General features: G+C 71.3%; 19 protein-coding genes and 1 tRNA gene. 12 read left to right on the top strand and 8 right to left on the bottom strand.

Features of this window, described 5'->3' with window-relative positions; genetic code table 11:
- Positions 1-51: 51 nt before the first annotated feature.
- On the top strand, positions 52-1,209 hold the full coding sequence (locus ACWDVW_RS10495; protein WP_449946680.1) for a trans-sulfuration enzyme family protein: 1,158 nt from the start codon (positions 52-54) through the stop codon (positions 1,207-1,209).
- Between the two features lie 15 nt (positions 1,210-1,224).
- Here the strand turns inward: ACWDVW_RS10495 and ACWDVW_RS10490 are convergent, their stop codons facing one another.
- Positions 1,225-1,971, bottom strand: a complete 747-nt coding sequence (locus tag ACWDVW_RS10490; RefSeq protein WP_449946678.1) for a helix-turn-helix domain-containing protein — start codon at positions 1,969-1,971, stop codon at positions 1,225-1,227.
- A 32-nt stretch (positions 1,972-2,003) separates the two neighbouring features.
- A tRNA-Leu gene (locus ACWDVW_RS10485) sits at positions 2,004-2,080 on the bottom strand.
- A 106-nt stretch (positions 2,081-2,186) separates the two neighbouring features.
- Here ACWDVW_RS10485 and ACWDVW_RS10480 point away from each other — a divergent pair.
- From ACWDVW_RS10480 to polA, 8 genes are all read left to right on the top strand, one after another.
- On the top strand, positions 2,187-2,810 hold the full coding sequence (locus ACWDVW_RS10480) for an ANTAR domain-containing response regulator (RefSeq protein WP_449946676.1): 624 nt from the start codon (positions 2,187-2,189) through the stop codon (positions 2,808-2,810).
- A 109-nt stretch (positions 2,811-2,919) separates the two neighbouring features.
- Complete coding sequence (locus ACWDVW_RS10475) at positions 2,920-4,092, top strand: hypothetical protein (protein ID WP_449946675.1); 1,173 nt, start codon at positions 2,920-2,922, stop codon at positions 4,090-4,092.
- A gap of 364 nt (positions 4,093-4,456) precedes the next feature.
- The gene (locus ACWDVW_RS10470) at positions 4,457-5,608 is read left to right on the top strand and encodes a branched-chain amino acid ABC transporter substrate-binding protein (RefSeq protein ID WP_449946673.1); all 1,152 of its coding nucleotides are present in this window, start codon (positions 4,457-4,459) and stop codon (positions 5,606-5,608) included.
- 61 nt (positions 5,609-5,669) lie between these two features.
- Positions 5,670-6,653: a branched-chain amino acid ABC transporter permease gene (locus tag ACWDVW_RS10465; RefSeq protein ID WP_449946671.1), complete on the top strand. Its 984-nt coding sequence runs from the start codon at positions 5,670-5,672 to the stop codon at positions 6,651-6,653.
- Positions 6,650-7,807, top strand: coding sequence for a branched-chain amino acid ABC transporter permease (locus ACWDVW_RS10460; protein ID WP_449946669.1), 1,158 nt, complete (start codon positions 6,650-6,652; stop codon positions 7,805-7,807). Before ACWDVW_RS10465 ends, ACWDVW_RS10460 begins: the two co-directional genes overlap by 4 nt.
- Positions 7,800-8,759: an ABC transporter ATP-binding protein gene (locus ACWDVW_RS10455; protein WP_449946667.1), complete on the top strand. Its 960-nt coding sequence runs from the start codon at positions 7,800-7,802 to the stop codon at positions 8,757-8,759. The genes ACWDVW_RS10460 and ACWDVW_RS10455 overlap by 8 nt, the downstream gene beginning before the upstream one ends.
- Entirely contained in the window at positions 8,749-9,459 is a 711-nt protein-coding gene (locus tag ACWDVW_RS10450; RefSeq protein WP_131053259.1) for an ABC transporter ATP-binding protein, read from the top strand. Before ACWDVW_RS10455 ends, ACWDVW_RS10450 begins: the two co-directional genes overlap by 11 nt.
- 123 nt (positions 9,460-9,582) lie before the next feature.
- A complete protein-coding gene (polA, locus tag ACWDVW_RS10445) occupies positions 9,583-12,282 on the top strand; it encodes a DNA polymerase I (RefSeq protein ID WP_449946664.1) in 2,700 nt (899 codons plus the stop codon).
- 19 nt (positions 12,283-12,301) lie between these two features.
- On the opposite strand, the gene ACWDVW_RS10440 is transcribed toward polA, so the two are convergent.
- The 5 genes from ACWDVW_RS10440 to ACWDVW_RS10420 all read right to left on the bottom strand — a co-directional run bounded on the left by ACWDVW_RS10440 (position 12,302) and on the right by ACWDVW_RS10420 (position 15,076).
- On the bottom strand, positions 12,302-12,718 hold the full coding sequence (locus ACWDVW_RS10440) for a MerR family transcriptional regulator (RefSeq protein ID WP_449946662.1): 417 nt from the start codon (positions 12,716-12,718) through the stop codon (positions 12,302-12,304).
- 7 nt (positions 12,719-12,725) lie between these two features.
- On the bottom strand, positions 12,726-13,478 hold the full coding sequence (locus ACWDVW_RS10435) for an SDR family NAD(P)-dependent oxidoreductase (protein ID WP_449946660.1): 753 nt from the start codon (positions 13,476-13,478) through the stop codon (positions 12,726-12,728).
- Positions 13,479-13,579: 101 nt separating this feature from the next.
- A complete protein-coding gene (locus tag ACWDVW_RS10430; protein WP_449946658.1) occupies positions 13,580-14,008 on the bottom strand; it encodes a DUF3140 domain-containing protein in 429 nt (142 codons plus the stop codon).
- The gene (locus ACWDVW_RS10425; protein ID WP_396742803.1) at positions 13,995-14,213 is read right to left on the bottom strand and encodes a DUF2945 domain-containing protein; all 219 of its coding nucleotides are present in this window, start codon (positions 14,211-14,213) and stop codon (positions 13,995-13,997) included. Before ACWDVW_RS10425 ends, ACWDVW_RS10430 begins: the two co-directional genes overlap by 14 nt.
- A 38-nt stretch (positions 14,214-14,251) precedes the next feature.
- On the bottom strand, positions 14,252-15,076 hold the full coding sequence (locus ACWDVW_RS10420) for a class I SAM-dependent methyltransferase (protein ID WP_350696489.1): 825 nt from the start codon (positions 15,074-15,076) through the stop codon (positions 14,252-14,254).
- A 328-nt stretch (positions 15,077-15,404) separates the two neighbouring features.
- On the opposite strand from ACWDVW_RS10420, the gene rpsA reads away from it, so the two are divergent.
- Positions 15,405-16,892 carry a 30S ribosomal protein S1 gene (gene rpsA, locus ACWDVW_RS10415; RefSeq protein ID WP_117227135.1) on the top strand — a complete coding sequence of 496 codons (1,488 nt, stop codon included), beginning with the start codon at positions 15,405-15,407 and terminating at the stop codon, positions 16,890-16,892.
- A 139-nt stretch (positions 16,893-17,031) separates the two neighbouring features.
- Positions 17,032-18,210 carry a dephospho-CoA kinase gene (gene coaE / locus ACWDVW_RS10410; RefSeq protein WP_449946656.1) on the top strand — a complete coding sequence of 393 codons (1,179 nt, stop codon included), beginning with the start codon at positions 17,032-17,034 and terminating at the stop codon, positions 18,208-18,210.
- Positions 18,211-18,220: 10 nt separating this feature from the next.
- Here the strand turns inward: coaE and ACWDVW_RS10405 are convergent, their stop codons facing one another.
- Positions 18,221-19,969 (bottom strand): hypothetical protein, encoded by a 1,749-nt coding sequence (locus tag ACWDVW_RS10405; RefSeq protein ID WP_449946654.1) that lies wholly within the window; start codon positions 19,967-19,969, stop codon positions 18,221-18,223.
- 300 nt (positions 19,970-20,269) lie between these two features.
- On the opposite strand from ACWDVW_RS10405, the gene uvrB reads away from it, so the two are divergent.
- The gene (uvrB, locus tag ACWDVW_RS10400; RefSeq protein ID WP_449946652.1) at positions 20,270-22,378 is read left to right on the top strand and encodes an excinuclease ABC subunit UvrB; all 2,109 of its coding nucleotides are present in this window, start codon (positions 20,270-20,272) and stop codon (positions 22,376-22,378) included.
- Positions 22,379-22,454: the final 76 nt, after the last annotated feature.

Genomic DNA, 22,454 nt, shown 5'->3' with positions numbered 1-22,454 from the left:
GATCTTCGGAAGTGTTGCCCCCTTGGTGCGCGATGTTCGATCCTTGCCGCCATGACGACCGTGGACACCCGAGCCGTGCACGCCGGCCGCGACGACCTCGCCGCGCTGGGCGTCCACGTGCCCCCGATCGACCTCTCCACCACCAACCCGCTGCCCTCGGTCCACGACGGCGGCGACGCGTACGAACTCCTCGCCACCGGCGGCACCCCGACCCCCGGCACCAGCGCCGTCTACCAGCGGCTCTGGAACCCCACCGTGGCCCGCTTCGAGACCGCCCTCGCCGAACTCGAAGGCACCACCGACGCCGTCGCCTTCGCCAGCGGCATGGCCGCACTCACCGCCGCCCTGCTGGCCGCCACCCGCGACGGGAAACGACACCTGGTCGCCGTCCGCCCGCTCTACGGCGGCACCGACCACGTGCTCGCCACCGGCCTGCTCGGCACCGACGTCACCTGGGCCCGTCCCGACGAGGTCGCCGCCGCGGTCCGCCCCGACACCGCCCTGGTCGTCGCCGAGACCCCCGCCAACCCCACCCTCGACCTCGTCGACATCCGTGCCCTCGCCGACGCCGCCGGCAACGTACCCCTCCTGATCGACAACACCGTCGCCACCCCGGTCCTCCAACAACCCGCCCGCCACGGCGCCGCGCTCGTGCTGCACAGCGCCACCAAGAGCATCGGCGGCCACGGCGACGTCCTCGCCGGCGTCGTCGCCTGCGACCCGCACTGGGCCGCCCGGCTGCGCCAGGTCCGCGCGCTCACCGGTGCGGTCCTGCACCCGCTCGGCGCGTACCTGCTGCACCGGGGCCTGCAGACGCTGCCGCTGCGGGTACGCGCCCAACAGGCCGGCGCGGAGAAGATCGCCGCCTGGCTCGCCGACCACCCCGCCGTCGCGCGCGTGCACCACCCCGGACTCGACGACCACGCCGGGCTGATCGGCCGCCAACTCGCCGGTCCCGGCAGCCTGCTCGCCTTCCGGGTACGCGGTGGCGCCCCCGCCGCGGCGGCGGTCGCCGGTGCCTGCCGGCTGATCACCCACGCGGTCTCGCTCGGCGGCGTCGACACCCTCGTCCAGCACCCCGCGTCGCTGACCCACCGCCCGGTCGACGGCGACGCGAAACCCGACGGCGGCCTGCTGCGGCTCTCGGTCGGGCTGGAGGACCCCGAGGACCTCTGCGCCGACCTGGCCCAGGCGCTCGCCACCGTCTGACCCGTCGGGGCGCGGTCAGCACTTCGGCCCGACGTGACGGTCCAGCACGGCGACCGCCTCCCGGCGCGCGACGGAGAGGCTGTTGCGGCGGTTCATCCGCCAGGCCACACCGAGCACGTCCAGTGCCCACTGGCACAACGCCATGATGTCGGTCGACTCGTTGACGAACATGTAGCGCGGATAGACGTACGTCCGGCCCCGCACCGTGACCCGGTTGGCGAACCGGCAGCCGTCGGAGTGGAACAGGCCGCGCAGGAAGCTGCCGGCGTGCGCCTTGACGATCGGCCGTTGCCAGGCCGTCAGCACGATCGGCCGGCGGTGTTTGGGGCCCGGCCCGTGCTGCGGCAACAGGCACGGCCAGTGGACGCCGTAGCTCTGCACGCTGACGCAGCCGGCGGACGGGACGCGTTGCACCGAGGAGGCGAGGACGCTTCTCATGGCGGTCTCGGCCGCGTCGACCAGCCCCGGCCAGGTCTCGGCACAGGCGATCCGGAGCACCGGCACCCGGGCGGCGGTGACCAGGTGCCCGTCACCGAGATAGAGACCGAGCAGGTAGGCGTACTGGCCGGGGTCTGTCGGATTCTCGACGTCGCGGCACCGGAAACAGCGCGATGCCGTACTCCGCTGTCTCGGCTCCGGCTGGACCCGGCACCAGTGGCGGACGGTGGGGTAGGGGAGCCCGACGGCGCGGGCGACCTCCGCGACGGTCGCGCCGGCGCGGTGCAACCGCAGCGCTCGTAGACGCAGATCGGGTGGGTGCACCGGGGCATTCTCGAACGCCCGTGCGACACTTCTGGTGTCCCCGGTGGGACTCGAACCCACACTGTCGGAGGTTTGAGCTCCGTTTCTCTGCCAATTGGAATACGGGGACGTTCGCGCTCAACGCCTGTCGCGTCGGCCCATAGGTTACCCACTACGCTAGGAGCGGCGACACCCGGTACCGCGGGTGTCGGGCACAGACTGGGTGGGAGTGGCTCGTGGCCGAGACGCAGACGGATGCCGCGCGCAGGCGGGTACTGATCGCCGAGGACGAGGCGCTGATCCGGCTGGACCTGGCCGAGATGTTGGCCGAGGAAGGCTACGAGGTGGTCGGGGAGGCCGGCGACGGCGAGACCGCCGTACGCCTGGCCGAGGAGCTCAAGCCCGATCTGGTCATTCTCGACATCAAGATGCCGATCATGGACGGACTGGCCGCCGCCGAGCGGATCGCCGGTGCCCGGATCGCCCCGGTGATCATCCTGACCGCGTTCAGTCAGCGTGACCTGGTCGAGCGGGCCCGGGCGGCCGGCGCGATGGCGTACCTGGTCAAGCCGTTCCAGAAGTCCGACCTGGTGCCGGCGGTGGAGATCGCCCTCTCCCGCTACTCGGAGATCGCCGCGCTGGAGGCCGAGGTCGCCGGGCTCACCGACCGGCTGGAGGTCCGCAAGAGCGTCGAGCGGGCCAAGGGTGCGTTGATGACCACCTACAACATGACCGAGCCGCAGGCGTTCAAGTGGATCCAGCGCACGGCGATGGACCACCGGATGACCATGAAGGAGGTCTCCGAGCGGATTCTCGCCGAGACCGCCGGTGGCGGCGAGGTCACCCGCCCGGCTCCCTGACCGCTCGCCGTCACGGGGCAGTCGCGATGCCCGGCGGCCGTTAGCATCTGGCGGCATGGGTGCCCGGCGTTCCACGCTGACGCGGCGATCCGGGGCGCGTCGTCTGGGCGTGTCCCGTGTTCGGCGGTTGTTCCTGGTGGTGGGTGGCCTGCTGGCGGTGGTGCTGGCGGGGTGTCCGGCGCCGCAGCGGGACGACGCCGGCCCGGAGCCGGCACAGCTGCACTGGGAGCGCGTGGAGTTGCCGAGCCCGTCGGAGCCGGGCCGGGTCCTGGTGCGCGATCTGGTGGTGTGCGCCGGGCACTGGTATGCGGCCGGCGCGGTGGCGGATCCGGCCGGGGCCACCAGTCCGGCGGTGTGGTCCAGCCTGGACGGTGCGACGTGGACGCCGGTGCCGCTGATCGCGGATTCGTTCTACGGACGGCAGAGTGTGCTGTTCTCCGTGGGCTGCCGGGACGGCGCGGTCGCCGCGGTCGGCGGCAAGGTCGGTGGCGCGCACGGCAATCCCCGGGTGAGCACCTGGGGGCAGCGTCGGGACGGCACGTTGGTCGAGGTGGCGGCCTCGTTCGAGTTGTACGGCGGCCCGAAGGCGGTCAACGTGTCCCGGTTGACCGGTGGCCCGGACGGGTGGTTGATCGTCGGGAACCGGGCCAGCGGGGCAGCGGCCTGGGTGTCGTCGGACGCGGCGGAGTTCGCGATCGTCGAGGGGGCGCCGGAGCTGGCCAGTGACGGCCAGGGCGTGACCTGGGCGTTCGACGCGGTGGCGGGGCCGTCCGGCTGGTTGGCGGTGGGCGGGCTGTTGGCGCCGGGACGGATCGACCGGGATCCGGCGGCGTGGACCTCGCCGGACGGGCGTACCTGGCGGCGGACGGTCCTGCCGGGCGGCCAGGAGTACGAGGAGATGCAGCGGGTGGTCCTGGTCGACGGGGTGCCGCTGGGGGTGGGGTTGCGCGGTCGGGCGTTCGGCGCGTGGCGTCAGGAGTCGGCCGGGTGGGCGGCGGCGGGCGGGTTCGGTCAGGTTGCCGGCGGGGTGCCGTCGGTCGGTGGGGTGGCCGTCTCCGCCGGGCAGGTGCTGGCGGTGGTCTCCGACGGCGAGCGGTACGGCGGTTGGCTCTCCGGCGACCGGGGTGACGGTTGGCGGCCGGTGGAGTTGCCGGTGGCGGCGCCGGTCGGGGCGGCTCGGGCGGTGGCTCTGTCGGCCGACGGTGGGCGGTGGTGGTTGGCGGTCGACGACGGGGTGCGGACCTCGGTGTGGGTGGGCCGCCCCGACCCGTCGTCGGAGTGATCCAGTCGTCACTCTCGGTGGTTTTCGAGGTGGAAACCTGACCTTCACGAGGGTGTCGTACGGCAGCTCTGTCCGGGCGTGTCGGCGGTGTTCCGGGGTGTTCCAACTGGCGGACAGGTGTCGGCTAACGACCGGTCAGCGGATTGACCTGTTACGGGAGTGGCAGGGTTGACGTCTCTCTTCGTAACGGTTTCGCAGACCCCGCTCCGACCTCTTCCTTGGCCGAATGAGTGTGGGTACGCTCCGCCAGCACGAGCCGTAATGCAGGGGGCGTCCCTGCCCGGCCGGCGGTGGACGGGCCACACCTTGTCGCCGCCCCGCCGGGTCCCGGTGCCCACCTGCTTCTGGAGGAGGTCAGGAAGCCGTGAGGCGAAGCTATTCAAGGGCGCTGGGTACTGCCGCGCTCGCCGCGGTGCTGGTCGCCGCCGCTGGTTGCCAGGACGCCGGCGGCAGCGGCGACAACACCGCGTCCGGTGACTGCGGTGGCAAGATCGCCATCTTCGGTGCGTTCACCGGCGACAACGCGGGTCTGGTGCTGCCGTCGCTGAACGCCGCGAAGCTCGCGATCAAGCAGCACAACGACGCGAACGCCGACTGCAAGGTCGAGATGGTCGAGTTCGACACCCAGGGTGACCCGGCGCAGGCCACCCCGGTCGCGAACCAGGTCGCGGGTGACACCTCGTTCCTCGGTGTCATCGGTGGTCACTTCTCCGGTGAGTCGGACGCCACCATGCCGGTCTACGAGGCCGCCGGTCTCGTGATGGTCGCCCCGTCGGCGACCCGGACCGACCTGACCCAGAAGGGCAACAAGTCCTTCTACCGGGTGGTCGGCAACGACGGCACCCAGGCGGGCGCCGTGGCGACCTACCTGAAGGGCGAGAACGCGCAGCGGGTCTTCCTGATCGACGACGCCAGCGCCTACGGCGCCGGTATCACCGCCGAGCTGACCAAGAACCTGGGCGCCACGGTCGCCGCCAGCGACAAGATCCAGGAGCGGCAGTCGCAGTTCGAGGCGACGATCTCCAAGATCAAGGCGGCGAACGCCGACTTCGTCTTCTACGGTGGCTACACCCGTGAGGCCGCGCCGCTGGTCCGCCAGATGCGTGCCGCCGGTGTGCAGGCGAAGTTCATCGGCCCGGACGGCCTGTACGACCCGGCCTTCCCGGCCGGTGCGTCCGGTGGCGCCGACGGCTCCATCATCACCTGCCCGTGCCTCCCGCCGGACAAGGCCGGTGGCACCTTCACCGCCGACTACCAGGCCGAGTACGGCCAGCTGCCGGGTTCGTACGGCGCTGAGGGCTTCGACGCCGCGCAGATCTTCATCGACGCCTTCAAGGACGGCAAGAACACCCGTGCCGACGTCCTGGAGTTTGTGAAGAACTACGACAAGCAGGGCGTGTCGAAGTACATCAAGTTCGACGCCAACGGCGACGTGGACCCGTCGAGGGTCGTCATCTGGGCGTACCAGATCAAGGGCACGGAGATCTCTCCGCTGCAGGAGCTCAAGCTCAGCTGACGAACAGTATCGGGGTGCGGCCGGGGTGATCCCCCGGCCGCACTCGATGCAAGGAGACCTGGTGAATTTCGCGGACCTCTTCAGCCACATCGGTCAGCACACCGTCGACGGGTTGTCCAAGGGGGCGATCTATGCCCTGATCGCTCTCGGCTACACCCTGGTGTACGGCGTCCTGCGCCTGATCAACTTTGCTCACTCCGAGGTCTTCATGGTCGGCACCTTCGCGGTGCTCGGCCTGTGGACGGCCTTCGGGGTGGAGAACAACCCGCCGCTCGGTCAAGCGGTGCTCTTCCTGGTACTCGGCCTGATAGTCGCGGCGATAGCCTCCGGCGGCACGGCCCTGGCGATCGAACGGGTCGCGTACCGACCGCTGCGGCGCAAGAACGCGCCGCCCCTCATCTTCCTGATCACCGCGATCGGTCTGTCGCTGGTGCTGGTGGAGGTCTTCGGCCTGGTGTTGCCGAAGCTGCTGGGCGACCTGGTGCCGTCCATGTTCGGCCGCGGCCGGATCATCCTCGGCATGCCGACGATCATCGAGCAGAAGACGCTGTTCACGATCGGCAACACGGAGATCAACAACGTTCAGTTGATCGTGATCGTGTCCGCGGTGGCGATGATGGCGGTGCTGGACTGGTTCATCAACCGCACCCGGTACGGCCGGGGTGTGCGGGCGGTGGCGCAGAACCCGGAGACGGCGGCCCTGATGGGTGTCAACCAGGAGCGCGTGATCATGCTGATCTTCGTGCTCGGTGGCATCATGGCGGGCGCGGCGGCGCTGCTGTGGGGCATGCGTTTCGGCTTCACGCAGAACAGCATCGGTTTCGTGCTCGGCCTCAAGGCGTTCACCGCAGCCGTTCTCGGCGGCATCGGTAACCTGCGCGGCGCGTTACTGGGTGGGCTGTTCCTCGGCATCGTCGAGGTCTACGGCGCCACCATCTTCGCGTCCAACTGGGAGGACGTCATCGCCTTCGTGGTGCTGGTCATCGTGCTGATGTTCCGCCCGACCGGCATTCTGGGCGAGTCGCTGGGGAGGGCCCGAGCATGATCGACAAGATTCGTGACCTGGACCGTAAGCGCACCAATGCGCTGCATTCGGTCGGCGACCGGTGGCGGGCACTGCCGAGGTGGCAGCGGGCGCTGTCCTTCGTGGCCTTCGTGATCTTCCTCTACTACCTGCCGCTGCTCGGCATCCCCGGCCTGACCTGGCTGCGGACCGACTCGATCTCGGGTGGTAGCAACTGGGCCGGTGTGCTGTTCACCTGCGCCGTCTACGTGTTGGTGGCGATCGGTCTCAACGTCGTGATCGGCCTGGCCGGTCTGCTGGACCTGGGCTACATCGGCTTCTTCGCCATCGGCGCGTACGCGGTGGCGCTGTTCGGCTCGGTGAACTCGCCGGTCGTGAAGTGGATCCAGGCGGAGTTCAACCTGCCGACGACCTGGGCGGTGGCCTGGGCGATCTGTGTGTTCATCGCGTTGGTGATGTCGCTGATCTCCGGGGTGATCCTGGGCTGGCCGACGCTGCGGCTGCGCGGTGACTACCTGGCCATCGTGACGCTCGGCTTCGGCGAGATCATCCGGATCGTGGCCCGCAACCTGGAGGGCGTCACCCGGGGTCCGCAGGGCATCTCGGCGATTCCCGGGCCGGAGGGTCCGCCCTCGCCGGACAACCAGATCTTCGGCCTGGTCGACGTCAAGCCGTGGTACTGGCTGGCGATCACCGTCGTGCTGCTCATGGTCTTCGCGGTGCGGCGGCTGGAGAACAGCCGGGTCGGTCGGTCCTGGCTGGCCATCCGGGAGGACGAGGACGCCGCGGCGGTGATGGGTGTCTACCCGTTCAAGTTCAAGCTCTGGGCGTTCGCCATCGGTGCGGCGCTCGGCGGTTTCGCCGGCTTCCTGTTCGCCAGCCGGTACGCCTTCATCGACCCGACCCAGTTCAACGTGAACCTGTCCATCCTGTTCGTGGCGATGGTCGTGGTCGGTGGGTCCGGCAACATGGTCGGCGTCTCGGTGGGCGCGGTGCTGCTGGCGTACCTTCCGGAGCGGTTCCGTGAGGTCGCCGACTACCGGTGGCTGGCCTTCGGTCTGGCCATGGTGCTGGTGATGATCCTGCGTCCGCAGGGCCTGATCCCCAGCGGACGGCGGGCCCGTGAGCTGAAGGACCGCGCGGCGGAGGCAGAGGAGGCGCCCGCTCATGTCTGACGAGACCAACACCCCGTCCGACGAGACGGAGACCCCGGTGGCGCAGAAGATCCCGGCGCAGCCGGGACCGCGCAAGACGCTGCTGGAGATCGACGACGTCACGCTGCGCTTCGGTGGCGTGGTCGCGCTCAACGGGATCAGCTTCGAGATCAACGAAGGCGAGATCCTCGGCCTGATCGGGCCGAACGGCGCCGGCAAGACCACCTGCTTCAACGTGATGACCGGGGTCTACAAGCCGACGTCGGGCGCGGTCCGGTTCCGCGGTGAGCGGGTCACCGGCCGTAAGCCGCACCAGATCAGCCGGATGGGCATCTCCCGGACGTTCCAGAACATCCGGTTGTTCCCGGAGATGTCCGCGCTGGAGAACGTCATGGTCGGGACGGACTCCCGGCACAAGACGAGCGTGCCCGGCGCGCTGTTCCGGCTCTACCGGGTGCGGCCCAAGGAGGAGGAGCTGCCGCAGGTCACCGCCTCCGGCGGGATCGTGCGGACCTGGCAGCAGGTGCGGCGTTCCTTCGCCAAGACCTTCGGTCTGTCCCGGCACATCCTGGAGGAGCGGGCGGCCGAGGAGAAGGCGATGGAGCTGTTGCGCTTCGTCGGCATCGCCGACCGGGCGAACGACGCGGCGCGCAACCTCCCGTACGGCTACCAGCGACGACTGGAGATCGCCCGGGCGCTCGGCACCGAGCCGAAGCTGCTCTGCCTGGACGAGCCGGCGGCCGGGTTCAACCCGGCCGAGAAGGAGGATCTGCTCGGGCTGATCCGCCGGATCCGGGACAAGGGCGTGACGGTGCTGCTGATCGAGCACGACATGCGGCTGGTGATGGGTGTCACCGACCGGATCGTGGTGCTGGAGTTCGGCAGCAAGATCGCCGATGGGCTGCCGACCGAGGTCAGTCGAGACCCGCGGGTGATCGCGGCGTACCTGGGGGAGCCCGCCGATGCTGCTTGAGTTGAACGACGTCAGCGTCTCGTACGGTCGGATCGAGGCGTTGCACGGCATCAGCCTCACCGTCAACGAGGGCGAGGTGGTGGCCCTGATCGGTGCCAACGGCGCCGGCAAGACCACCACCATGCGGGCGATCTCCGGTATCCGTTCGCTGTCCGGCGGTCGGATCACCTTCGACGGCGAGGACATCAGCAAGCTCCGTGCCGACCTGCGGGTGGTCCGGGGTCTGTGTCAGTCACCCGAGGGCCGGCAGATCTTCCCCGGCATGACGGTGCTGGAGAACCTGGACATGGGGGCGTACACCCGGCGGGACCACGCCGGCATCGCCGCCGACCTGGAGAAGGTGCTGGAGCTGTTCCCCCGGCTGCGCGAGCGTCGCAAGCAGGCCGGTGGCACGCTCTCCGGCGGTGAGCAGCAGATGCTCGCCGTCGGTCGGGCGCTGATGAGCCGGCCGAAGCTGCTGCTGCTGGACGAGCCGTCGATGGGCCTGGCCCCGATGATCATCCAGCAGATCTTCGACATCATCGTGGAGATCAACCAGCAGGGCACCACGGTGCTGCTGGTGGAGCAGAACGCGCAGCAGGCGCTCTCTCGCGCGCACCGGGCGTACGTCCTGGAGACCGGGCGGATCGTCAAGGAGGGGACCGGGCAGGAGCTCCTGCACGACCCCTCGATCAAGGAGGCGTACCTGGGCGTGGCCTAGTCGCCGCGTGCCGTCGACGGCCGCCCGTCCCCGTGTCCGGGGGTGGGCGGCCGTCGACGTTTCCGGTCGGCCGCCGGTGCCGCCGCGCGGGGGGTGTCGGGGGCACGGGCTAGAGTCGCTGCCGTGACAGCTACGACGCCGCGCCTGCTCCTCGTCGACGGACACTCCCTGGCATACCGGGCGTTCTTCGCCCTGCCGGTGGAGAACTTCTCCACCACGACCGGGCAGCCGACCAACGCCGTCTACGGCTTCACCTCCATGCTGATCAACGTGCTGCGCGACGAGCAGCCGACGCACATCGTGGTCGCCTTCGACGTGTCCCGCCGCTCCTTCCGCACCGAGAGGTACGCGGAGTACAAGGCCGGCCGCAGCGAGACGCCGACCGACTTCAAGGGCCAGGTCAGCCTGGTCAAGGAGGTCCTGGAGGCGTTGCGGGTGCCGGTGGTGGAGAAGGAGGGCTACGAGGCCGACGACGTCATCGCCACGCTCGCCTGCCAGGCCCGTGACCAGGGCATGCCGGTGCTGATCTGCACCGGTGACCGGGACGCCTTCCAACTCGTCGGCGACCACGTCACCGTGCTCTATCCGCGCAAGGGCGTCTCCGACCTGGCCCGGATGGACCCGGCCGCGATCGAGACGAAGTACGGCGTCGGCCCGCAGCGTTACCGCGACCTGGCCGCGCTGGTCGGCGAGACCAGCGACAACCTGCCCGGTGTCCCGGGCGTCGGCCCGAAGACCGCGGCCAAGTGGATCAACACGTACGGCGGGGTGGAGGGTGTGATCGCCCGCGCCGACGAGATCAAGGGCAAGGCCGGTGACAGCCTGCGCGAGCGGCTGGCCGACGTGATCCGCAACTACGAGATCAACTGCCTGGTCACCGACCTCGACCTGCCGGTGCGGCCGGAGGACGCCCGCTGGCAGGGGTGGGACCGCGAGGCGGTGCACCAGGTCTTCGACACCCTCCAGTTCCGTATCCTGCGGGACCGGCTCTACCAGTACCTCGACGCCGTGGAGCCGGAGGCGGAGGCGGGCTTCGACCTGACCGGCGAGGTGCTCGCCGCGCCCGGTGCGCTGGCCGGGTGGCTGGAGACGCACGCGACGGCCGGCACGCCGGTCGGCGTCGCGGTGAAGCTGGACACCGGCCCCAACCGCCGGCACACCGCCGTGGTCACCGGCATGGCGCTGGCCACCGCCGACGGCGCGGCGGCCTGGTTCGACCCCGCCGCGCTGGCGCAGGACGACGAGGCCGCCCTGGCGGGGTGGCTGGCCGACGAGAGCCGGCCCAAGGTGCTGCACGACAGCAAACCGGCCGTGCTGGCCTTCGGCGCGCACGGCTGGTCCCTGGCCGGCATCGCCCGGGACACCCAGATCGCGGCCTACCTGGCCCGCCCGGACCAGCGCTCGTACGACCTGACCGACCTGGCGCTGCGCTACCTGCACCGTGAGCTGCGGGTCGACACGCCGGACGACGGCCAGCTCACGCTGGACGGGTTGGGTGGTGACGGCGAGGCCGAGCAGAACCTGATGCTGCACGCCCGGGCCACCCTCGACCTGGCCGAGGCGATCGACGCCGAGCTGTCCCGCGACGGGGAGCAGTCGGCGCGGCTGATGGCCGGGGTGGAGCTGCCGCTGATGCGGGTGCTGGCCGCCATGGAGCGCATCGGCATCGCGGCCGACACCGACTACCTCTCGGAGTTGGAGGCGCACTTCGCCGCCGAGGTGAAGGCCGCCGCCCAGGGCGCGTACGAGGTGGTCGACCGGGAGTTCAACCTGGGTTCGCCCAAGCAGCTCCAGGAGATCCTCTTCGGTGAGCTGAACCTGCCCAAGACCAAGAAGATCAAGACCGGTTACACCACCGACGCGGACGCCCTGCAGTGGCTCTACGCGCAGACCGAGCACCCGTTGCTGCACCACCTGCTGCGGCACCGTGACGTGGCCAAGCTCAAGTCGACCGTGGACGGTCTGCTCAAGTCGGTCTCCGACGACGGGCGCATCCACACCACGTTCAACCAGACGGTGGCCGCCACCGGCCGACTCTCCTCCACCGAGCCGAACCTGCAGAACATCCCGATCCGCACCGAGGAGGGGCGCCGGATCCGTCGCGCGTTCGTGGTGGGCGAGGGATACGAATGCCTGCTCACCGCCGACTACAGCCAGATCGAGATGCGGATCATGGCGCACCTGTCGACGGACGACGCGTTGATCGAGGCGTTCAACTCCGGTGCCGACTTCCACGCCGCCACCGCCTCGTCGGTCTTCGGGGTGCCGGTCACCGAGGTCACGCCGGACCAGCGCCGCAAGATCAAGGCGATGAACTACGGCCTGGCGTACGGGTTGAGCGCGTTCGGTCTGTCCCAGCAGCTCGGCATCACCGCCGAGGAGGCGCGGGGGCTGATGGAGGACTACTTCGCCGGGTTCGGCGGGGTCCGCGACTACCTGCACGAGGTGGTGGCGCGAGCCCGCCAGGACGGCTACACCTCCACCATCCTCGGTCGCCGCCGATACCTGCCCGACCTGGTCAGCGACAACCGGCAGCGGCGTGAGATGGCCGAGCGGATGGCCCTCAACGCCCCGATCCAGGGCTCGGCGGCGGACATCATCAAGGTCGCCATGCTGCACGTCGACACCGCGTTGCGGGAGGCGGGCCTGGGGTCCCGGATGCTGTTGCAGGTGCACGACGAACTGGTCTTCGAGGTGGCGCCGGGCGAACGGACGGCGCTGGAGGAGCTGGTACGCCGCGAGATGGGTGCGGCCTATCCGCTCTCCGTGCCGTTGGAGGTGTCGGTCGGCGAGGGCCGGGACTGGAACAGCGCCGACCACTGACCCGTGCGGCGGTCAGCGGTCAGACGGTGAGCGCGGTGTCCGGGGACACGGCCGGCGTGGCGGTGTCGGGGCCGGTGGCCGGGGTGGCGTCGCGCAGTGCGGCGGCGAGCCGGTCGCGGAGCGCGACCTGGGCGGCGATGCGGGCGTCCAGCACGGCCAGACGGTCCCGGGCGATCCGGAGCCCGGCGGGGGAGGGCGCCGCGGCGGCCACGTCCCCGTCGAGGCAGGGCAGGAACGCCCGGACGTCGGTCAGCGTCAGCCCGGCGGCCAGCAGGTGCCGGATGTTGCGGACCCGGACGACGGCCCGGTCGTCGTACTCGCGGTAGCCGTTGGCGGTCCGGTGCGAGTCGATCAGGCCGTGTTCCTCGTAGTGGCGCAGCGCCCGGGGCGTGCTGCCGGTGACCCGGGCCAGTTCCCCGATCCGCAATCCGGGCACCGTCCTCTCAGGCGACGACCGCTCCGCCGTCGACCGGCAGCACCACCCCGGTGACGAAGGCGGCTGCCGGTTCGCAGAGCCGCAGGATCGCCCACGCTACCTCCTCGGGGTGGCCGATCCGGCCGAGCGGGGTGTGCGCGAGCTGCCAGGCGCGTACCGCCGCGCGTTGCTGCGGGTCGAGGCCCTGGTGCGTACCGATCGGGGTGTCGATCGCGCCGGGGGCGACCGCCACCACCCGGACGCCGCGCGGCGCCAGTTCCACCGCCCAGCTTCGGGTCAGCGAGTCGAGGGCGGTCTTGCCGGCGGCGTAGAGCGCGGAGCCGGGCCAGGCGCGCTGTCCGACCGCCGTGGTGACGTTGACGATCACGCCCCGGGTGGCGGTCAGCGCCGGAACGGCGGCGTGCGCCAGCCGGACCGGGGCGAGCAGGTTGGTCTCCAGTTGCCGGCGGGCTGCCGTCTCGTCCAGGTCGGCCAGGTCACCGCCGCCGGCGATGCCGGCGTTGTTGACCAGTACGTCCAGGCGTCCGTGGCGGTCGACGGCGGCGCGGAGCACCCGGTCGGGCGCGTCGGCGGCGGTGACGTCGACGGTCAGCGGGGTGATCAGCGGGTGGTCGGCGGCGGTCTGCGCCAGCGGCGCGGCGCGGCGGCCCACCGCGATGACGTGGGCCCCGGCGGAGCTGAACGCCCGGGCGGTGGCCCGGCCGATTCCGGTGCCGGCACCCGTCACGACGACGACCCGGCGTGGCATGTGATCGTTCATGCCGCCGATCGTCGGACCCTGCCGTCAGTGACAGGGTCAAGCCATGCCTCGGCCGGGCCGGATCGCCGAGGTCGGCGCGGGCCGCGGGCAGCTTGCCGGGGTCAGCGGGCCGGGCCGCGCCGGTTCTTCGGCGGGGCGCCGTGCCGTTCCAGTGCCTTGCGGGACGGGCCGCCGGGCGGGGGCAGCGGGGCCTTGACCGGGTCGTGACCCCAGTTCATCAGCGAGTACCGCCAGCGTGTCTCGCGGACGTCGCCGCTGGGTCGCTGGGCCATGTGCCGCCGGACGTAGCCGACGACCTTGCGCATGTGTTTGTAGTCGGCCGCGCTGAGCTGGTCCCGCTTGCGGCGGAGCAGGTCGACGATCCGGCGGCCGGATTCGTGGCCGACCGACTCGCCGCCCGCGGTCCCCTTCTTCTGCCAGCCGACGTGCTTGGACTCCGGCGTCTCCAGCCACTGCTGGAGTTCGCCGGGCTTCATGTTCACCGCCTCGGTGAACTCCCGGTAGGTCTGCTGGTCGTCAGTCCCGCTCACGGCGCAGCACCTCCGGATGGTGGGCGACGTCGCGGCCCGAGTCGTCGTTGCGGATGCGGTACTGCGGGGCCTGCGGGGACGCGTCGACGGTGTGTCCGCGTACCCGGGTGCGTTCGGTCAGTTTCTCCTGCACCACGCCGTGCGCCCGGCCGCTGTGGCTGGCCCAGGAGACGTGGTCGCCTCGGCGGAACTCCTTCTCGGCCATGTCGCGGGTTACCCGGGGGAGTGGGACGGAAACGGCGGCTACGGGCGCGCGCCGACAGCTCGGTCGGGTCGCTCGGTGACGAAGATCGCGGTGCCGGGGAAGAGCCGGCCGCGCAGCGGGCTCCACTGGCCCCAGATCCCCTCGTGTCCCGCCGGCCACTCCGGCTCCACCAGGTCCACCAGGCGGAATCCGGCACCGACCAGTTCGCGGATCCGGTCGCCGAGGGTGCGGTGCTGCTCGACGTAGGTGGCCACGCCGCCCTCGTCCTGCTCCACGTACGGCTGCCGGTCGAAGTAGGAGTGCACGGCGGTCAGTCCGCCCTCGCCGGGGTCGTCGAGGAAGATCCAGCGCATCGGGTGGGTGACCGAGAAGACCCAGCGACCGCCGGGGCGCAGGATCCGGTGCACCTCGCGCATCAGGGCCGCCGAGTCGTCGACGAACGGCACCGCGCCGAACGCCGTGCAGGCGATGTCGAAGCTGGCGTCGGCGAAGGGCAGCGCCAGCGCGTCGGCCTGGGCCAGCGGTACGCGTACGCCGCTGCGGTCGGCGGCGCGGGCGGCGTGGCGCAACATGCCGGCGGACAGGTCCACCGCGACCGGGTGGGCGCCTTCGGTGGCCAGCCAGCGGGCGCAGGACGCCGCGCCCGCGCCGACCTCCAGCACCCGGCGTCCGGCCAGCTCGCCGAGCAGCCGGGCGTCGGCCTCGCGCAGCCCCTCCGGGCACCAGACGAAGTCCACGTCGCCCAGGAAGGCCCCGTGTTCGGCCTGGTAGGCGTCGGCGTCGGTGTCCCACCAGCGGCGGTTGGCGTGGCGGATCTCGGCGTCGCCGACCCGGCGCCGGGTCACCCGGTTGTCGTCGTTCACCCGCTCACGCTAGGCGTCCGGAGGGGGTGGGAGGACGGTGGGCCGGGGTGTCGTGGCACCGGCTGGCCGAAATCTCCGCTTTCGCGGGTGGTGAGGTGATGAGGAGACGGGAGGGCTTGCACGCTGTGGTAATGCAGCGGGTAGGGTAGACGATGCGCTCGCGGATCGTGTGCCTCGGCAGGGAGCAGGTGCGCGGTCGACGGAGTCACATCAAGATCTCGTTCAGCGATTTCCGGGTGGTGGGTCCGCCGGCGGATCCGTTGGCGCGCACAGGTCACCGCGACACCAGCCTGCTGTGACACACCATCCGACCGGAGCAACCGCCCACATGACGAGCAGCATCGAGGCCCCCTCGAGCGCCACCAAGGTCACCGTCGACGATCTCGGCTCTGAGGAGGCTTTCCTCGCCGCGATCGACGAGACCATCAAGTACTTCAACGACGGCGACATTGTCGAAGGCACCGTCGTCAAGGTCGATCGGGACGAGGTCCTGCTCGACATCGGCTACAAGACCGAGGGTGTCATCCCCTCTCGTGAGTTGTCGATCAAGCACGACGTGGACCCGGCAGAGGTCGTCTCGGTCGGTGACCACATCGAGGCCCTCGTCCTCCAGAAGGAGGACAAGGAGGGTCGGCTGATCCTCTCGAAGAAGCGGGCGCAGTACGAGCGGGCCTGGGGCACGATCGAGAAGATCAAGGACGAGGACGGCGTCGTCCGCGGTTCGGTCATCGAGGTGGTCAAGGGTGGCCTCATCCTCGACATCGGGCTGCGCGGCTTCCTGCCCGCCTCCCTGGTCGAGATGCGGCGTGTGCGCGACCTGCAGCCGTACGTCGGCCGCGAGCTCGAAGCCAAGATCATCGAGCTGGACAAGAACCGCAACAACGTGGTCCTGTCCCGCCGTGCCTGGCTGGAGCAGACGCAGTCCGAGGTGCGCACCGAGTTCCTCAACAAGCTCCAGAAGGGGCAGGTCCGCAAGGGCGTCGTCTCCTCGATCGTCAACTTCGGCGCGTTCGTCGACCTCGGCGGCGTGGACGGTCTGGTGCACGTCTCCGAGCTGTCCTGGAAGCACATCGACCACCCCTCCGAGGTGGTCGAGGTGGGCCAGGAGGTCGAGGTCGAGGTCCTGGACGTCGACCTGGACCGCGAGCGGGTCTCGCTGTCGCTGAAGGCGACCCAGGAGGACCCGTGGCGGCAGTTCGCCCGCACCCACGCGATCCAGCAGATCGTGCCGGGTAAGGTCACCAAGCTGGTGCCGTTCGGCGCGTTCGTCCGCGTCGACGACGGCATCGAGGGCCTGGTGCACATCTCCGAGCTGGCCGAGCGCCACGTGGAGATCCCCGAGCAGGTCGTGCAGGTCGGCTCCGAGGTCATGGTCAAGGTCATCGACATCGACCTGGAGCGCCGCCGGATCTCGCTGTCGCTCAAGCAGGCCAACGAGGGCTTCGTCGAGGGCGAGGAGCACTTCGACCCGACCCTCTACGGCATGGCCGCGACGTACGACAACGAGGGCAACTACATCTACCCGGAGGGCTTCGACCCGGAGACGGGCGAGTGGCTCGAGGGGTACGACAAGCAGCGCGAGACCTGGGAGAACCAGTACGCCGAGGCGCGGCAGCGCTGGGAGGCGCACCAGAAGCAGGTGCAGACCTCTCGGGCCGCCGAGGCCGAGGCGGCTGCCAACCCGCAGCCCGCCCCGACCGGCACCACCACCTCGACCAGCGCGGCCCCGAGCCGTCAGGCCGAGGAGCCCGCGGGCACCCTGGCCACCGACGAGGCGCTCGCCGCTCTGCGGGAGAAGCTCGCCGGCGGTAAGTGACCCGCTGCTGACGACGACGGGCCCCGCCCCGACCTGGATCAACCGGGTCGAGGCGGGGCCCTCGCCGTCGACCGGCCCGCACGCGCGACCCCCGCCACCCGGGCTTGGCGCAACCGGCCTGGTCAGGTTGACTGGTGCCGTGTTGAAGATCGGACTCACCGGCGGGATCGGCTCGGGCAAGAGCGCGGTGGCGCGCCGGCTGGTCGAGCGCGGGGCGGTACTCGTCGACGCCGACCGGATCGCGCGGGAGGTCGTCGCCCCCGGCACCGACGGGTTGGCCGAGGTCGTCGCGACCTTCTCCGAACGGGTACTCGCCGCCGACGGCGACCTGGACCGGGCCGCCCTCGGCGAACTGGTCTTCGCCGACGAGTCGGCCCGCCGCCGGCTGGAGGCCATCGTGCACGGCCGGGTGCGGGCCCGTACGGCGGAACTGGTCGCCGCGGCGCCACCGGACGCCGTGGTGGTCAACGACGTGCCGCTGCTGGTGGAGGTGGGGCTGGCCGCCACGTACCACCTGGTGGTCGTGGTGCGCACGGAGGTGGAGACCCGGCTGCGCCGGTTGGCCCGCGACCGGGGGATGAGCCGCGACGAGGTGGAGCGGCGGATCGCCGCGCAGGCCGACGACGCCCGACGCGCGGCGGCGGCGGACGTGCTGCTCACCAACGACGGCACCCTCGACGAGTTGCACGCGGCGGTCGACGCGCTCTGGCGGGACCGGCTGGTGCCCTACGAGGTCAACCTGCGGCAGCGACGGCCGGTCCGGCTGGACCGGGTACGCCTGATCGAACCCGATCCGACCTGGCCGCAGCAGTACGCCCGGCTGGCCGCCCGGATCCGGCACGCGGTCGCCCCCGCCGACCTGCGCGTGGACCACATCGGGTCGACCGCGGTCACCGGACTGGCCGCCAAGGACGTCATCGACATCCAGCTCAGCGTGTCGTCGTTGGCCGAGGCGGACGGGCCGATGGCCGACCGGCTCGCCGACGCCGGGTTCCCCCGGTTGCCCGGCGAGTGGTGGGACACCGCGCGCACCGGCGGCGGCCGGTGGGAGAAGCGGCTGCACGGCAGCGCCGATCCGGGCCGCCCGGTGCACCTGCACATCCGGGAGACCGGCTCACCCGGCTGGCGGTACGCCCTGCTGATGCGCGACCACCTGCGCGCCGATCCGGACCGGCGGGCCGCTTACCTGGGACTCAAGCGGGAGCTGGCCGCCTCCGCGCCGGAGAGCGGCGCGTACGCCACGGCGAAGGACCCGTGGTTCGACGAGGAGCACCTGCGCGCCGAGGAGTGGGCCGCCCAGACCGGGTGGCGTCCCTGACCGGAGGCTCTCAGGTCGGTGGGGTCAGCCGGGGCACCCGCCCGACGGTCAGGTCGAGCTGTGCCCAGGCCCCGGCCGGGGTCCGTGCCTCCAGCCGGCGCAGCAGCCCGGTGCGGTCCACCCAGTAGCGCGTCGGTCCCCGGGCGGTCTCGACCTCGACGACGTCCACCGGTACGCCGTCGTGGCTGTCGCCGCGGACCCGGCGGGTACCGCCCTGCGGACCGGTGCCCCGGGCGGCCCGCAGCGCGGCGGACACCAGCGGATCCAGCGCCGAGGTGCGGTGCGGGCCGGTCCGCCAGCCGGTGGCCGGGGGTGGCAGCGGTGGCCGTGCCGCCGGATCCGTCGCGGGCCGGGTCTCGATCCGCGTCACCGCGTGTCGGTCGTGCCGGACCAGCACGCAGCGGTCCGTGGCGTCGAGTTCGGTGACGCCCAGGTACGCGGTGCCCGCCGTCCAGCTCAACCAGCCGGAGCCGCGCAGGTCGAGGCCGGTGCCGACCGGGCCGACCAGGGTGACGGTGGCGCCACCGGCGGCGCGCAGGCGGGCGGGCAGCCGTCGCCAGCGGTCCCGTTCGGTGGTGGTGAGGGCACGGGGCAGGCCGGGTCGGCCGCCCAACGCGTCGACCGGGCGCAGCGTGGGTCGGTCGGCGCGGTGCACCTGGAGTTGCACCGTGCCGACGCCGGGCAGTGCGGTCTCGAGCCGGTGCAGCCGTCCGGCCGCGTCCAGCCAGTACCGGGCGGTGTCGCCGGGGACGGTGCGGGGCGCGGCGGTGGGCGACCCGGTCGGGGAGGGGGCGGGGCGCGGCAGGGTCGCCTCCAGCACGTCGACCGTCTCGCCGTTGACCTGCTCGTGCCGCAGCCAGCGGCCGGTCAGTTCGTCGGCGGGTTCGGGCCGGTCGCGGGCGAGGTCGAAGAGCAGGTGGAGCAGGGGGTCGAGGCTCGGGTCGGCGGGCAGTCGCCAGCCGCCGCCCGGGGGCATCAGCGGTGGCATGGCCGGGGTCGACATCGCCTCCGGGTCGGGGCGGAGCACGGTCACCGTGGGGGTGGCCTGGGCCAGTCCGCGCAGCGGGCCGGCGCCGGGACCGCTGACGTCGAGGTAGACCAGTCGGCGGGCCCAGTCGACCCAGCCGAGCAGGTCGGTGCGGCCGGCGGTGCCGCTGACCGTGAGGTGCAGCCCGGCACGGACGTCCCGGTAGTTGACGACCCGCATGGCGGCCAACCGGTCCCGCTCGGCCGCCGTCAGCTCGCGGGCGGGCGGTGCGGCGGGCGTCCAGTTCACCAGCGTCGCGACCAGGGTGACGGCGGAGGCCGCGGCGGTCAGGGCGAGTGCGGCCAGGACGACGCGGCGACGTCGGGCGGCGGCCTGCCGGGACTGCTCGACGTCCTGGTCGGTGCCGGCGAGGTCGTCGTCCTCGGCCGGGTTGCCGGCCGCCGGGTCGAGCATGCCGTGCACCACGGCCGCCCGGCGCACGCCGGGGCGCGGTCGGGGTGTTCCGGTGGCCGGATCGGGCCTGGTCAGGCCGAGGATCGCCGGTGGGGTGATGCCGGCGCGGTGCCGACGGGCACCGGCGCGGTGGCGGCGGCTGTCCCGTCCGGCGGGGCCGTCCGTCGGACGGTCGGCCGTGAGGTGCGCCTCTGCCGTGAGGTGCGCGCCGGGCGGGGTGTGCGCGTCGGCCGTGGTGTGCGCCGGAAGCGGGGTGTGCGCGTCGGGCGGGTCGCCGGGGCCGGTGTCGTCGGAGGCCGGTCGTGAGGTGTCCTTCACGGGAGGTTGAACGGGACGGACCGGGCTGGGGTGACGAGGTGGCGGCGCTCGCGGCGGCCGGTCTGCGCGTTCGGCGCGACCACCTCGGGCGCGCACGCCGGGCATGCCGGGTGCTGCGGCCTTCGGTGCCGGGGGCGGCGTGGCCTGTGGGGCCCGCCACCGGCCCGGTCGGCCGCCGCGAGCGGCCTACGGAAAAATCGTAGCCGGGTGAGAAGAACCACACAATGCGAATATCGAAGCCGATCAGGTGCCGCCTGTAGTCGCGGCGGAGTGTCGGTCCCCGGGCGTACGGTTGACGTCATGGCGCTCGACATTCCCCGGCTCGACGGCCGTTTCCAGGTCGTCAGCGATTTCCAGCCGGCCGGTGACCAGCCGGCGGCGATCGACGACCTGGAGCGACGGGTCCGCCGTGGTGACCGGCACACGGTGCTGCTCGGCGCGACCGGCACCGGCAAGAGCGCCACCACCGCCTGGCTGGTCGAGCGGCTGCAACGGCCCACGCTGGTGCTGGCGCCCAACAAGACGCTCTGCGCCCAGCTCGCCAAGGAGTTCAGCGAGCTGCTGCCGGACAACGCGGTGGAGTACTTCGTCTCGTACTACGACTACTACCAGCCCGAGGCGTACATCCCGCAGACCGACACGTACATCGAGAAGGACTCCTCGATCAACGAGGAGGTCGAGCGGCTGCGGCACTCGGCCACCATGTCGCTGCTCACCCGGCGCGACGTGGTGGTGGTGGCGACCGTCTCGGCGATCTACGGCCTGGGCACCCCGGAGGAATACCTGGACCGCGCGGTGCGGGTCGCCGTCGGCCAGGAGCTCGACCGGGACCAGTTGCTGCGCCGGCTGGTCGACATCCAGTACACCCGCAACGACATGGCCTTCCAGCGGGGCACGTTCCGGGTCCGGGGCGACACGTTGGAGATCATCCCGGCGTACGAGGAACTCGCCGTCCGCATCGAGCTCTTCGGCGACGAGGTGGAGAAGCTCTACTACCTCAACCCGCTGACCGGGGACGTGGTGCGCGAGGTCGACCATCTGCTGATCTTCCCGGCGACGCACTACGCCGCCGGGCCGGAGCGGATGGAGCGGGCGGTCCGCGACATCGAGGCCGAGTTGGGCGAGCGCCTGGCGGAGTTGGAGCGGCAGGGCAAGCTGCTGGAGGCGCAGCGGCTGCGGATGCGCACCACGTACGACATCGAGATGATGCGGCAGGTCGGCTTCTGCTCCGGCATCGAGAACTACTCGATGCACATCGACGGCCGGTTGCCCGGCAGCCCGCCGCACTGTCTGCTCGACTACTTCCCCGACGACTTCCTCACCGTGGTCGACGAGTCGCACGTGACGATCCCGCAGATCGGCGGCATGTTCGAGGGCGACGCCTCGCGTAAGCGGATGCTGATCGACCACGGGTTCCGGCTGCCCAGCGCCGCCGACAACCGTCCGTTGCGCTTCGACGAGTTCCTGGAGCGGGTCGGCCAGATGGTCTTCCTGTCGGCCACCCCGGGGCCGTGGGAGTTGGAGCACGCCCAGGGCGAGTACGTCGAGCAGGTGATCCGCCCGACCGGCCTGGTGGACCCGGAGGTCGTGGTCAAGCCCACCAAGGGCCAGATCGACGACCTGATGCACGAGATCAAGCTGCGCACCGAGCGCGACGAGCGGGTGCTGGTCACCACGTTGACCAAGAAGATGGCCGAGGACCTGTCGGACTATCTGCTGGAGAACGGCATCCGGGTGCGTTACCTGCACTCCGAGGTGGACACGTTGCGTCGGGTCGAGTTGCTGCGGGAGTTGCGTCGGGGCGACTACGACGTGCTGGTCGGCATCAACCTGCTGCGGGAGGGTCTGGACCTGCCCGAGGTGTCGTTGGTGGCGATCCTGGACGCGGACAAGGAGGGCTTCCTGCGCAGTGGCCGGTCGTTGATCCAGACCATCGGTCGGGCGGCCCGGAACGTCTCCGGCCAGGTGCACATGTACGCCGACAAGATCACTCCGTCGATGGCGGCCGCGATCGAGGAGACCGACCGGCGCCGGGCCAAGCAGATCGCGCACAACGAGGCGCACGGGATCAGTCCCGAGCCGCTGCGCAAGAAGATCCACGACATTCTCGACGACATCTACCGCGAGGCGGAGGACACCGAGGCGACCCGGGTCGGTGGCGCGGTGCGTCAGTTGTCGCGGGGCAAGGCGCCGGTCAAGGAGACCCGCAGCCGGTCCCGGGGCGGTGCGGCCACCCCGGCTCGCGAGGGCATGGCGCGGGCCGAGTTGGCGCAGCTCATCCAGGAGCTCAACGACCAGATGCTGGCTGCCGCGCGGGAGTTGCAGTTCGAGTTGGCCGCCCGGATCCGCGACGAGGTCGCCGACCTCAAGAAGGAGTTGCGGGGAATGGACGCTGCCGGGGTGACGTGACCGCCGCAGCGGGTGTGGTGGCGCGCGGTGATATCGGTTCGTTGCATAGCGCGAGCGAGGTATTGCCGTGCGTGAC

Source organism: Micromonospora sp. NPDC003241 (assembly GCF_053589795.1).
Note: the sequence above shows the minus strand (reverse complement) of the source record. Positions and strands in the feature narration are given on the sequence as shown.

Bases quoted from the DNA above. Each gene is read 5' to 3' on its own strand.
- ACWDVW_RS10435 (WP_449946660.1), bottom strand. From the start codon at position 13,478: ATGAACGATCACATGCCACGCCGGGTCGTCGTCGTGACGGGTGCCGGC.
- ACWDVW_RS10495 (WP_449946680.1), top strand. From the start codon at position 52: ATGACGACCGTGGACACCCGAGCCGTGCACGCCGGCCGCGACGACCTC.
- ACWDVW_RS10460 (WP_449946669.1), top strand. From the start codon at position 6,650: ATGATCGACAAGATTCGTGACCTGGACCGTAAGCGCACCAATGCGCTG.
- ACWDVW_RS10450 (WP_131053259.1), top strand. From the start codon at position 8,749: ATGCTGCTTGAGTTGAACGACGTCAGCGTCTCGTACGGTCGGATCGAG.
- uvrB (WP_449946652.1), top strand. From the start codon at position 20,270: ATGGCGCTCGACATTCCCCGGCTCGACGGCCGTTTCCAGGTCGTCAGC.
- rpsA (WP_117227135.1), top strand. From the start codon at position 15,405: ATGACGAGCAGCATCGAGGCCCCCTCGAGCGCCACCAAGGTCACCGTC.
- ACWDVW_RS10425 (WP_396742803.1), bottom strand. From the start codon at position 14,213: ATGGCCGAGAAGGAGTTCCGCCGAGGCGACCACGTCTCCTGGGCCAGC.
- ACWDVW_RS10455 (WP_449946667.1), top strand. From the start codon at position 7,800: ATGTCTGACGAGACCAACACCCCGTCCGACGAGACGGAGACCCCGGTG.